Source organism: Sorangium sp. So ce1036, assembly GCF_051369805.1.
In the GTDB taxonomy this organism is placed as follows: domain Bacteria; phylum Myxococcota_A; class Polyangia; order Polyangiales; family Polyangiaceae; genus Sorangium; species Sorangium cellulosum_F.
Genome location: NZ_JBBMOX010000001.1, coordinates 610965 through 624454, shown reverse-complemented (window position 1 = coordinate 624454; position 13490 = coordinate 610965). Strand labels below are relative to the sequence as shown.

Here is a 13490-nt window from a genome sequence, read left to right as displayed (position 1 = left end):
CGCCGCGCTCGAGCGGGCCGCGCGCGAGGGCGCGCCCGCGTCGCCCCTGCTGCGCGAGCTGCTGCGCGTCGCCCCCGCGCGGCGCGCGGCCGCGGCCGACCGCGCGGGCGGCAAGGCCTCGGCGCTGCGCGCCCGCCTCTCGCGGTTGCCCCAGGGCGAGCGGTTCGCGGCGGTCCTCGACCTCGTCAGGACGGAGGCGGCGCGCGTGCTCCGCCTGCCGGGGGCGGCGGCGGTGCCGCCGGATCGGCCGCTCAAGGAGCTCGGGCTCGACTCGCTCACCGCGGTCGAGCTGCGCAACCGCCTGGCGGCGCGGACGGAGATCCGGCAGCCGGCGACGCTCGTCTTCAACCACCCGACCCCCAGCGCCATCAGCAGGCTGCTGCTCAAGCAGGCCGGCGACGACCTCGCCCCGGGCGAGGCCGCGGCGGGCCTCGCCCGGGCCCGCCAGCGCGCCCCCCTGGACGAGCCGATCGCGATCGTCTCCATGGCGTGCCGGTGCCCCGGCGGCGTCGACAGCCCCGAGGCGCTCTGGCGGCTCCTCGCCGAGGGGCGGGACGCGATCGGCCCGCTCCCGGAGGCGCGGGGCTTTCGCCTGGAGCAGATCCTCGGCCGCGACCCGTCGGCGGCCTCGAGCAGGCCGTTCCGCGGCCAGGGCGGCTTCCTCTACGACGCCGACCAGTTCGACGCCGAGTTCTTCGGGCTCACCCCGCGCGAGGCCAGGTTCCTCGACCCGCAGCACGCCCTGCTCCTCGAGTGCACCTGGGAGGCGCTCGAGCGCGCGGGCGTCGTCCCGCAGTCGCTCGAGGGGAGCGCGACGGGCGTGTTCGTCGGCATGGTGGGCGGGATGGCCGCGGATCGCGCCGCGGCGTCGAGCGAGGGCTACGCGCTCACCGGGACCGCGATGAGCACCGCCTCGGGGCGCATCTCGTACGCCCTCGGCCTGCGGGGCGCGGCGGTGACGGTCGACACGGCGTGCAGCTCGTCGGCCGTGGCGATCCACCTCGCGTGCACGTCGCTGCGGACCGGCGAGTGCGATCTGGCGCTCGCGGGGGGCGTGACCGTCATGGGCAGGCCCGAGATCTTCACGGAGTTCGGCCGGCTCGACATCCTCGCGCCCGACGGCCGGTGCAAGGCGTTCGGGGCCGACGCCGACGGCGTCGGCTGGGGCGAGGGCTGCGGGGTCCTGCTGCTGAAGCGGCTGTCGGACGCGCAGCGCGACGGCGACCGGGTGCTGGCGGTGATCCGCGGCTCGGCCGTCAACCAGGACGGCCGCAGCCAGGGGCTCACCGCGCCGAACGGCCCGAGCCAGGAGGCGGTCATCCAGAGGGCGCTCTCGGCGGCGGGGCTGGCGGCGGCGGACGTCGACGCCGTCGAGGCGCACGGCACCGGCACCCGCCTCGGCGACCCCATCGAGGCGCAGGCGCTGCTCTCGGCCTACGGCCAGGCCCACACCGCGGAGCGGCCGCTGTGGCTCGGCTCGATCAAGTCGAACCTCGGGCACACGCAGGCCGCCGCCGGGGTCGCGGGGGTGATCAAGGTGGTGCTGGCGATGCAGCACGGGCTGCTGCCGAGGACGCTGTACGCCGACACGCCCTCGCCGGACATCGACTGGTCGCAGGGGCACGTCAGGCTCCTCCGCGACCCGGTGCCCTGGCCGCGGGGCGCGCGGCCGCGGCGCGCGGGCGTCTCGTCGTTCGGCATCAGCGGCACCAACGCGCACCTCCTCATCGAGGAGCCGCCGGAGCCGCCGCAGGCCGACGCCGCGCCGCGGGGCGCGACGCCGCCGTTCCTGCCGCTCCTGGTCTCCGGGCGCGACCTCGCGGCGCTGCGGGCGCAGGCCGCGCGGCTCTCCGCGCACCTGCGCGATCGCCCCGACCAGCCGCTCTCCGACGTGGCGGCGAGCCTCGCCACGACCCGCGCCCACCTCGCCGCGCGGCTCTCGCTGCCGATCGCCGCGACCGCCGGGCGCGACGAGGTGAGCGGCGCGCTCCACGCGTTCGCCGAGCGGGGCATCGCCCTGGGCGGCGCGTGGGTCACGCCGGCGCAGCACCGCCCTGGCAAGCTCGCCGTGCTGTTCGCGGGCCAGGGGGCCCAGCGGCCCGCCATGGGGCGCGGCCTCTACGAGGCGCTGCCGGTGTTCCGCGAGGCGCTGGACGAGGTGTGCGCGCGCCTCGACGCGCACCTCGACGCGCCGCTGAAGGACGTCCTCTTCGCCGCCGAGGGCTCCCCCGAGGCGAGCGCCTTGAACCAGACCGGGTGGGCGCAGCCGGCGCTGTTCGCGCTGGAGGTGGCGCTGTACCGGCAGTGGGAGGCCTGGGGCCTGCGGCCCGACGCCTTGATGGGCCACAGCCTCGGCGAGATCGTGGCGGCGCACGTGGCCGGGGTGCTCGGCCTCGCGGACGCGTGCGCGCTGATCGCGGCGCGCGGCCGGCTGATGCAGGCGCTGCCGGCGGGCGGCGCGATGGCGTCCGTCGAGGCCACCGAGGGCGAGGTGCGGCCGCTGCTCGAGGCCGGGCAGGGGCGGGCCTCGCTGGCGGCGCTCAACGGCCCGCGGCAGACCGTCGTCAGCGGCGACGAGGACGCGGTCGAGGCGGTCCTGGGCCACTTCAAGGCGCAGGGGCGCCGCGGCAAGCGGCTGACGGTCAGCCACGCCTTCCACTCGGCGCGCATGGAGCCGATGCTCGAAGCGTTCCGCGCGGTCGCCGCGACGTTGACCTTCCAGGCGCCCCGGATCCCGATCGTGAGCAACGTCACGGGCGAGCGGGCGCCGGTCGAAGCGCTGACGTCGCCCGAGTACTGGGTCCGGCAGGTGCGAGAGGCCGTTCGCTGGACCGACGGCGTGCGCGCGCTCGAGGCGGACGGCGTGACCACCTACGTCGAGTGCGGCCCCGACGGCGCGACGAGCGCGATGGCGTCGCAGTGCGTCACGCGCGCCGGCAAGGCCCCTGCGTTCGTCTCCAGCCTGAGCCGGAAGGGCGACGAGGCGCAGGCGCTCGTCAGCGCCGCCTGCGCCGTCCATGTCCGCGGCGACTTCCTCGACTGGGGGGCCTTCTTCGCGGGCTCGGGCGCCCGGCGGGTGGAGCTGCCGACCTATGCATTTCAGCGACGGCGATACGGCGCGGACGAGCCGAGCCCGCGCCCCGCGGAGGTCCGGGCGCCGGCCTCGGCGCCGGACACCACGCGGACGCGCGTGCGCGTGAGCGCCGACGATCCGGCGGTCCACGGGCACGTCGTCGGCTCCCGGACGCTGTATCCCGCCGCTGGCTACATCGACCTCGCGCTCAAGGTCGCGGCGAGCGCCGGGCATGCCTGCGTGCGCGCCGCGAACCTGGCCTGGTTCGCCCCGGCCGTCGTGCCGCCGGAGGGCCTCTCGCTCGAGGTCGAGCTGCGGCGCACGCCGGCCGGCCTCGAGTGCGAGATCTCGAGCGGCGAGTCCACCCCGCGGACCGTCCATTTCCAGGGCACCCTGCGGGGCGACGACCCGGGCCCGTGGCCGTCGATCGACCTCCGGCGGATCATCGGGCAGTGCGCTGTTCGCCTCGACAGGGCCCACCTCTACGACCTCTTCGCGCGGTACGGGTTCAGCTACGATCAGGCTTTCCGGTCCGTCGCGTGGCTCGTCAGCAACGCGGACAACGTGGTCGGGCGCGTGGAGCTGCCCGCGTCCGGGCCGGCGACCGCCGAGCACCACCTCCAGCCGAACCTGCTCGACGGCGCTTTCCAGACCGTCGTGGGGCTCGACGCGGTGAACGCGCTGAGCGGGTCCAGGGACGCGGACCAGGGCTTCGTGCCGTCCGCCATCCAGGAGGTGCGGATCTTCGGGCGCCTTCGCCGCGCCGCCTACGTCCATGCGACCCGGCGCGACAAGGCGCACGGCTCGCCCACGTTCGACTTCCAGCTCCTCGGCGAGGACGGCGAGCCGATCGCGCTCGTCGCGGGCCTCACGTTCCGCAAGCTCCGCTCCCGCGCGGCGCCCGACGCGCCCTCCGCGCCCACCCGGAGCCCGAGCCCCGCGGACGCGGCTCGCCCCGCGGACGCGGCTCGCCCCGCGGACGCGCCGGCTCCCGGCAATGGCCACGCCGGCGCGCCCCCGCGCGCGCCGACGGCCGAGGTGCTGTTCTTCTCGCCCGCGTGGGTGCCGGAGAAGCCTGTCATGGCCGCCTCCGTGACCGGGGATATCGTCGTGTTCGGGGACGACGACGCGCAGATCACCCAGCTCCGGGGGCTCCTGCCGCTCGCCCGGCTCATTCACGCCCGCTCGGGGCCGGGCTTTCAGCGCGTCGGCCCCGCGGCGTACGTGGTCCGCCGCGACAGCCAGGAAGATCTCTCCGCCCTCTTCGCCGAGCTCGACGACGACCGCTCGAAGTCGCTCAAGGCGATCTATCTCTGGGGCTTCCCCCGCGGCGCGGCCGGGGGCTCGACGACCCCGGGCGAGGGTGACGTCGCGGCGGCGCTCCGGGCGCTGTTCGTCCTCTTCAAGGCGCACATGACCGAGCGGCGACGGGGGATGCAGCTCCTCTACCTCACGTCGTCGGCGATGAGCGCCGTGCCCGTGAACGAGGCGGTGCTGGCGTTCCTCCGGACCCTCCGGACGGAGAACCCGACCTACGTGGGCAAGGTGATCGCCGTGGCGGATCCGGATCACGTCGGCCGCGCCTGCGCCACGGAGCTCGGCCTCCCGACCGGCAGCGACGTGGTCCAGCACGTCGACGGCGCGCGCCACGTCCGGAAGCTCTTCTCACGCGATCCGGCCCCTCTGGAGCGCCTGCGGGACGCGCTCCCGGTCGAGCCGGGCGGCACCTTCGTCCTCACGGGCGGCGCGGGCAAGATCGGCCTGCTCCTCACGGACATGCTGGTGCGGGAGTACCAGGTGAACGTCGCCCTCATCGGCCGCTCCCGGCTCGACGAGCCCCGGCGACGGGCCATCGACAGCATCCGTTCGGGTCCTGCCCGGGCGTTCTACTACCCGGCGGACGTCGGGGTGCTCGACGACGCCGACAGGGCCATCCAGGCGGTTCGCAGGACGCTCGGCCCCATCCGTGGGGCGGTCCATGCGGCCGCGATCATCCGCGACAGCTTCTTCATCAAGAAGACGCTGGAGGAGGTCGACAGCGTGCTGCGGCCGAAGGTCAACGGCGCCATCCACCTGGACTTCCTGCTGCGCGACGATCCGCTCGAGGTGTTCGTCCTGTGCTCGGGCCTGGCGGCCCTCCTGGGCAACCAGGGGCAATCGGACTACGCGGCCGCGAACGGGTTCCTCGACGGATTCGCGGTGCATCGCGAGTCGCTCCGGCGGGCAGGCCGACGCCAGGGGAGGACCGTCTCCATCAACTGGCCCCTGTGGGGGGGCGAGGGCGGCATGGGCGTCCCCGATTACATCGAGGCCGAGCTCCTGAAGCGGGGGCTCGTGCCGCTCGACATCAGCGACGGCGTGACGGCGTTCCGGCAAGCGCTCGCCATGAAGGAGCCGCAGGTGGCGGTCGTCGCCGGGCAGAGGGCCGCAGCCCGGCGGCTCCTGCGTCCATGGCTTTCGGAGGGGCGAGTGGAGGATCATCGATGACGAGCTGGTTGCTTGCGAAGACCGAGGAGTTCCTCGGCGACCTGGTGTCCGAGGTCAGCGAGATCCGCCGGGACACGATCTCGCCGGAGGCCGATTTCCAGGAGTTCGGCCTCGACTCTCGCTTCGTCATCGCGATGAACTCGAGGCTCGAGCAGCACTTCTCCGGCCTGCCTCGCACGCTGTTCTTCGAGTACCCGTCCATCCGCGCGATCGCCGGCTACCTGGTCGAGGAGTTTCAGGACCAGCTCCACGCGCTCTTCTCCGACGGCGCGCCGGCGGATCCGCTGCCCGCGGCGCCGAGCGCGGCGGCCGCGTCCTCCGGCGACGCCGTGCTCGGCGGCGCAACGAGCGCGGCGGCTGCGCCCTCCGGCGCCGCCGTGCCCGGCGACGCCGCGCCCGGCGGCGCAACGAGCGCTGCGACCGATCTCTCCGATCTCTCGGCCCTGGCGCAGCAGATCCCGCTCCCGGCAGCGCTCCTGTCGGAGGGCGACCTCCCCCGAGCGGACGCCCGACCTCGGGCCCCCGCGCCCCCTGTGGCCAGAGCGTCGGGCCGCGACCGGAGCGGCGACGACATCGCCGTGATCGGGGTGGCGGGCAGGTATCCGAAGGCGAGGAACATCGAGGAGTTCTGGCGCAACCTGCGCGAGGGGCGCGACTGCGTCGAGCCGCTCCCGAAGGAGCGATGGACCCCGGCGCCGTCGGACCCGCTCCGCTGGGGCGGGTACCTCGACGGCGTCGCCGAGTTCGACTCGCTCTTCTTCGGCATCTCGCCGCGCGAAGGAGAAGGCATGGATCCCCAGGAGCGGCTCTTCCTGGAGGTCGCGTGGGAGGCCATCGAGAGCGCCGGGTACGACCCCTTCAGGCTGGGTCGCAGCGGGGAGCCGGCGCCGGTCGGCGTCTTCGTGGGCGTCATGTACGGCGAATACCAGGTCTTCGGGGCGGAGCTGACGCTCCTCGGCCAGCCGACGCTCGTGAGCTCCTCGTACGCGACGATCCCGAACCGCGTCTCGTACTTCCTGAACTTCAGCGGCCCGAGCCTGGCCCTGGACACGATGTGCTCGTCTTCCCTGACGGCGCTCCACCTCGCGTGCGCGAGCCTGCGCTCGGGGGACTGCGAGATGGCCCTGGTCGGAGGCACCAACGTCACGATCCATCCCAACAAGTACCGGCTGCTGGAGGCCGGAAAGTACCTGGCGAGCGACGGCCGGTGCCGGAGCTACGGCGCGGATGGAGATGGATACGTCCCCGCCGAGGGCGTCGGCGCGGTGCTCCTCAAGCCCCTGGCCGACGCGCGCCGCGACGGCGACACGGTCTGGGGCGTCATCAAGAGCACGAGCATCAACCACGGGGCGCGCTCGCGCGGTTACACGACCCCCAACCCCAACGCGCAAGCGAGCTCGCTGTCGCGCGCGCTGGAGCGCGCCGGGATCGATCCGCGCACGCTCGGATACATCGAGGGGCACGGCACCGGTACGTCGCTGGGCGATCCGATCGAGATCCGCGGCATCCAGAAGGCCGTGGGCGCCGTCGCGGAGAAGATCCCGATCGGCTCGGTCAAGTCGAACATCGGGCACGCGGAGTCTGCCGCGGGCGTCGCGGGCCTCACGAAGGTGCTCTTGCAGCTCCGGGCGCGGGAGCTCGTGCCCTCGATCCACTGCGAGCCCCCGAACCCGAACATCGATTTCGACAGGTCGCCCATCCGGGTGCAGCGGCACGCGGCGCCCTGGGACCGCAAGACCGTCACGGCGGGCGGGGTCACTCGCGAGGTCCCCCGGCGGGCCGTCGTCTCCGCCTTCGGCGCGGGGGGGAGCAACGCGCACGTCGTCGTCGAGGAGGACGACGCGCCGGCGCCGCAGCGCGCCGTGCCGGCGCAGCCCCGGCTGTTCGTCCTGTCGGCGCGCTCCGTCGAGCGGCTCCGCGCCCACGCGCAGGGCTTCCTCGACTTCTTCTCCAGGATGCCGCCGCTCCGGGAGGCCGAGGCGCGGGAGCTCTTCTACGACATGTGCGCGACGCTCTACTTCGGTCGCACGCCGTTCGACGCGCGGCTCGCCATCGTGGCCGAGAGCCTGCGGACGCTGCAGCAGAAGCTCGCCGCGTTCGTCTATGGCGCCTCGCGGGACCCCGACATCGTCGTGAGCGACGGGCCGTCGCTCGCGGCCGCGGCCGGCGGGCAGCGCCAGCTCTCTGGCCTCGCCGATCTCGGGCGCCGCTGGGTCGCGGGGGAGGCGGTCGACGGGAGCGAGCTGTTCCCGCACCCCTGGAGGAAGCTCTCCCTGCCGACCTATCCCTTCGAGCGGCGGCGGCTGTGGGCGCCTTCCGGGGAGAAGCTGTACGACCTCAAGCCCGCCTCGGCGCCGGCGCTGGCCGCGCCGCCGGGGAACGGGGCTCCACCGCGGGACGTCGCTGCGGAGGCGCCGCGGGCCGCTCGCACGGACACCGCCGTGGCCGCCGCCGCGAACGGGAGGCAGCACGAGCGCGAGGAGCCGGCCGCGTGGAGGGTCGACGCGGCCGAGCGGCCGTCCTCCCCTGCCCTGGGCCCGTCGGTGAGCGGGACGCGAGGGGCCGAGGGCGGCTCCCTGGCCGTCAGCACGCTGGCCGCCGGCACGTCGAACGGCCACGCCGCGCGGGCGGCGGCGCCCGGCAGCCCGGCGGCGAGCGTCCAGGCGGTCGGTCCGGCGACGCCCGCCGCGAGCGCCCCTCCGGCGACGCCCGCCGCGAGCGCCCCTCCGGCGACGCCCGCCGCGAGCGCCCCTCCGGCGACGCCCGCCGCGATCGTCGAGGAGATCGTCCGCGATCTCGTGGCGCAGATCCTCTTCGTCGATCGCACGACCCTCCGCTCCGACACGGCGCTGTTCGATTACGGCCTCGAGTCGGTCAGCTCCGTCGAGCTCGCGGAGCGGCTCAACGCGATGCTCGGCACGGACATCTCGCCGACGAGCTTCTTCGAGTTCAACACGCTCGCCCATTTCAGCCGTCACCTGGTCGAGCGCCACGACCTCGCGGACCGGCTCTCCGGCCTGAGCGCCGGCCTCGCAGCCGGCGGAGGGGGCGCCGCTCCCGCGGCCCCCGGCCGCGCGGCCCCGCCGGCGCAGGCCGCCGCCGCGGCCGAGCCCCTCGAGGGCCGCGCCGCCGCCGCCGAGCGCGCGGCCGATCCCGGGGCCAGCGGGCTCACCATCGAGGAGCTCTGGGCCAGCGCGCTGCGCGCCGAAGGGATCGAGGCGCCCCAGGGCCCGGAGCGCCGGCGCCCGGACGCCGAGGTCGAGCGCCCGCCGTCGCCGGCCCGGGCCGCGGACCAGGCCACGCCTGCCGCGATCGTCGAGGAGCTCGTCCGTGATCTCGTATCGCAGATCCTCTTCGTCGATCGCGCCACCATCCGCTCCGACACGGCGCTGTTCGATTACGGCCTCGAGTCGGTCAGCTCCGTCGAGCTCGCGGAGCGGCTCAACGCGATGCTCGGCACGGACATCTCGCCGACGAGCTTCTTCGAGTTCAACACGCTCGCCCATTTCAGCCGTCACCTGGTCGAGCGCTACGACCTCGCGGACCGGCTCTCTGGCCTTCCCGGGCCGAGCGGAGCCCCCGCCGGGGCGAGCTCCGCCCCCGCGCCGAGCGGAGCCCCCGCCGGGGCGAGCTCCGCCCCCGCGCCGACCCGCGCGCCTCACGCCGAGGGCTCCGCCGCGCTCGCGGGCTCCGAGCCGCGGCGCACGGACGCCGGGATCGAGCTGCACGTCATCCCCGGCGTGGACGGGCTCGCCGTGGAGTTCGCCACGCTCGGCTCGGGCGTGCCGCTCTTCGTGCTCGGCGGTCTGCTGGCGACCCACGAGGCGCTGACCTTGAACCCGGACATCCTGTCGCTCGGGCAGGCCTACCGGGTGATCATGCTGCACCCGCCCGGCGCTGGCCGGAGCGAGCTGCCGCGCGAGGAGCTCTCGATGGACTTCATCGTACGGCAGCTCGATTGCGTGCGGCATTCCCTCGGGCTCTCGCCGATCGTGCTGGTCGGCTACTCGTTCGGCGGCCTCGTCGCGCAGGCGTACGTCGCGAAGTACCCCGAGCGGGTCTCGAAGCTCGTCCTCGCGTGCACGACGTCGGACCCGGCGAGCGTGGTGAACGGGATGCACCTCGTCGCGGCCGAAGCGCAGCGCCACCCGGACGGCCTCCGGGCCCTCCAGTTCGCCGACCTCGGCAAGTTCCCGCTCTACTCCCGCCTGAGCACGGGCCTCCGGCCCGAGGCGCTCGCGCACCCCAGCGTCCCGACCCTCATCGTGGCGGGCGCCGAGGATCGGTACGTGCCGCCCGTGCACGCCGAGCGCCTCGCGCGCGCCAACCCCGGCGCGACGCTCCACGTCGTCGAGGGTGCCGGGCACTTCCTCGGCCTGTCCCACGGCGGCGTGCTGGTCTCCCTCGTGAACGGCTTCGTGCTCGGGGACGAGGCCGCGCCGGCGCGCTCAAGGCCCGGCGCGGCGCGGCGCGGCGCGCTGCGCGAGATGAGCCAGGCGTCGCTCGGCGCGCTGAAGAGCTACCTCGAAGAGGGAGAGATCGCCTCGGGCGTAGAGGTCTCGCCCGTCGCGGGTCAGGTCGGCTACCTGCTCAACCGGCTCCTGAGCTCGGAGGGGGCGCCGAGCGCCCCGTACAACTGCTTCTTCCTGCCGTCCGGCCTCGAGGCGGTCGACGCCGCGCTGCGCTTCGGGCGCCGCCGGGCGAGGCTCGCGAGGCGCCTCGGCGACGCGAAGACGCTCCTCCTCGACCCCGACGGAGCGCTCCGCCGGCATTTCGAGTTCCTCCCGGGAGAGCGGCTCTTCCCCGATCTGATCTTCGCGGCCGACGCGCGCGAGCTGCTCCAGCGCTTGCAGAGCGCCGAGGACGTCGGCGCCGCGTACGTCACCACGGCGTGCGACGACGCGACCCTCGAGTCGGTCATGGCGGCGTGCGCGCGGCGCGGGATCGTCTCGGTGCTCGGAGAGCTGCACGCGGACGCCGGCGAGCTCGCCACCCGGGCCCTGCGATCGAAGCCCGACGTCGTGGTGCTCGACGAGGCCATCGCCGGGTTCGAGGTGCCGTTCGGCGTGTGCGCGATACGGCGCTTCCAGGAGAGCGGCGTGTGGACCCGCCAGCCCGAGGAGTTCGCGGTGCGCCTCCCCGGATCGATGGCGGGGCCCGCGCTGACGGTCGTAAGGGAGAACCTCCTCCGGCGGTTCCGGTCCGTCGTGACGAGCGACGCGGTCGCGGACCTGCGGGCGATCGCCGCGGATCACCGGCGGACGAAGGAGGCCCACCGGCGCTACGTGAACCCCGCGCTGGTGGAGTCGCTCGACGCGTTCGGGCTGGCGGTCCGCCAGCGGCACGCCGACCGGCGCGGCTACGAGATCGAGCGCGAGGACGGCAGCTCGGCCCGGGTCACCAACCTGTACCTCGTGACGAGCGCGTCGTATCGAGGGCACACCGGCGCCGAGGTCGCGCGGTCGGTCCTGGGCGCCCACGACGTCACGAGAGATTACTGGGCCGATCTCGAGCAGCGCACGCCGCGCGAGACCGGCTTCGCCCGGATCTTCCCCGCGGCGAGCCCCTCGACCGTGGTCGAGTCGGCGTTGAAGCTCGGGCTGCTCGCCGCGAGGGAGGGCTCGGCGCTGCTCGTCCTCAAGGGGAGCCCCGTCTTCACGCGGCTCGGGGCGCTCATCTCGCACGCGGAGCCCGGCTCGGCGCTGGAGGCCCTCGTCGAGCGCTGCCCCTGGTCCAGGGTGATCGCGGTCGATCCGTTCGGCGAGGGCGCGGCCTCCGAGATCGAGGCGAAGCTCGCGTCGGGCGAGGTCGGCTTCGTCTGGCTGGAGACGCTGCAATCGGACTGGGGCGGACTGCGGAGCATCCCGGACGCCGTGCTCCAGGCGATCGACAGGCACCGGGAGCGAGCGGGGTACCTGGTGGGCGTCGACGAGACCTACACGAGCCTCGGTTGCGGCCGGATGTTCCACTGGCAAGGCAAGCTCGCCCGCCCCGATGTCGTCACGGTGTGCGTGGGCTGGACGGACTGCCAGCTCCTCGCGGGCTACGTGCTCACGACCGAGGAGGTCGCGGCGCGCGCGCGGCGGCGCAACGCGGCGGCGGCGGCTGCGCTGCGCGAGCAGGCCCGCTGCCAGCTCACGGCGCACGCGACGCTGCGCGTCCTCGACGTCCTTCACGAGGAGCAAATCCTGCCGCGGATCGCCGAGACCGAGCGGCGCTTCTCCGCCGCGCTGGACGACCTCGCGGCGGAGAGCCGCCTCGTCAAGCGCTTCTGGGGAGAGGGCCTCTTCTGGGCGGTGCAGTTCGATCTCGACGGGTGGCCCCGCTTCGTCCGTGACTGGTTCTCCTCGTTCCTCTGGAGCGAGTGCTTGCGAGATCCGGCGGCGCCCGTCGCGCTGTCGATGCAACCGCTCACGCCGGCGACCATCCGCGTCGAGCCGCGCTACGACATCCCGGACGCGGAGCTGAAGGCCGCCATGGGCACGCTGAAGCGCGTGCTCGACAGGGGCGTGGAGGGCATCGTGGCGAGCGTCGCCGACGACGTGGAGCGCCGGGGGGACGCCCGCCGCGCGGCGCTGTTCCGACAGTTCCTTCGAGGGTTCAAGGCGACATGAGCGTTCAACCTGAGTACTGCATCATCGGCGGCGGCCCCATCGGCATCGGCATCGGGAAATGCTTCGCCCAGGAGGGCCTGAAATTCACGATCGTCGAGGCCGACGAGGACTTCGGCGGGACATGGGCGCTGTCCCAGCGCTCGGGCCTCGTGTACCGCTCGACGCACCTGATCTCGTCGAAGAAGAACACGGAGTTCATCGATTTCCCGATGCCGGCGGACTACCCGCACTATCCCAGCCACACGCAGATGCTCTCGTACCTGCGGAGCCTGGCGTCGCACTACGGCCTCTACGAACGGGCGTTGTTCGGCGTCCGCGCCGAGCGCGTGGAGCCGACCGGCGCGGGCTGCCTCGTCCGCCTCTCGAGCGGCGAGACGCGCTCGTTCTCGGCCGTCGTCGTGGCCAACGGGCGCATGCGCAGGCCGCTGATCCCGAGCTATCCGGGGGTCTTCACCGGGGAGACGCTGCACTCGGCCGCCTACAAGTCGAGCGACGTCTTCCGCGGCAAGCGCGTGCTCGTCGTCGGCGGCGGCAACTCGGGCTGCGACATCGCGGTGGACGCGGCGCTCTCGGCCGAGCAGGCGCTCCACAGCACGCGGCGCGGGTACCATTACATGCCCAAGTTCATCCACGGCAAGCCCACCCAGGAGTGGCTCATGGACATGGCGTCGCGGTTCCCCTCCCAGGACGACTACTGGGCCTTCGTCCAGCGGGAGTTCAAGGCGGCCGGCTACGATCCCGTCGATTACGGCCTGCCGCGCCCCGACCACGCCATGCACGAGGCGCACCCGATCCTGAACTCGCTCGTCCTCTATTACATCGGGCACGGGGACATCCGTCCCAAACCGGACATCCGGCGCTTCGATGGCCGGACGGTCGAGTTCGTGGACGGCACCCGCGCGGAGATCGATCTCGTCCTCTACGCGACGGGCTACGAGATGGATTTCCCGTTCCTGTCGGACGACCTGCGGCCGAGCGACGGCGCGCTGGAGCTATTTTTGTCGATGTTCCACCGGAGGGCGGACAGCCTCGTGTTCGTCGGCTACTTCAACGCGGCGTCGGGCCTCGGCAATCTGCTCAACTGCGGGGGCGCCCTGGTCACCGACTACCTCATCGCCCGCGAGAAGAACACCGAGGCGTTCCGGGTGCTGCGCAGGCTCATCCAGGGGCCCGAGCCCGACATCGGCAGGGATCGCTTCTTGAAGACCCCACGGCACCGCGTCGAGACGGATCTCTGGAAGGCGATCAAGGTCATCAATTTCTTCCGGTCGGTCCTCAATCCGGCGCGGGCAGCGCGCGAGTCGGCGCGCGCCTGA

3 protein-coding genes (1 of these 3 only partly in view) are annotated in these 13490 nt (G+C 73.9%); all 3 read left to right on the top strand.

Annotated elements, in window-relative coordinates; all coding sequences use genetic code 11:
- Tightly spaced (each overlapping or abutting the next), the 3 genes in view from WMF31_RS02285 to WMF31_RS02275 form a layout consistent with a single transcriptional unit that may run on beyond the window.
- On the top strand, positions 1-5560 hold the 3' portion of the coding sequence (locus WMF31_RS02285) for an SDR family NAD(P)-dependent oxidoreductase (RefSeq protein WP_436600364.1). The gene continues 4985 nt to the left of window position 1, outside the view; the window shows 5560 of its 10545 coding nt (coding positions 4986-10545); its start codon lies beyond the left edge, outside the window; its stop codon occupies positions 5558-5560.
- Positions 5557-12174, top strand: a complete 6618-nt coding sequence (locus tag WMF31_RS02280; RefSeq protein WP_436600363.1) for an alpha/beta fold hydrolase — start codon at positions 5557-5559, stop codon at positions 12172-12174. The genes WMF31_RS02285 and WMF31_RS02280 overlap by 4 nt, the downstream gene beginning before the upstream one ends.
- Entirely contained in the window at positions 12171-13490 is a 1320-nt protein-coding gene (locus WMF31_RS02275) for a flavin-containing monooxygenase (RefSeq protein WP_436600362.1), read from the top strand. Before WMF31_RS02280 ends, WMF31_RS02275 begins: the two co-directional genes overlap by 4 nt.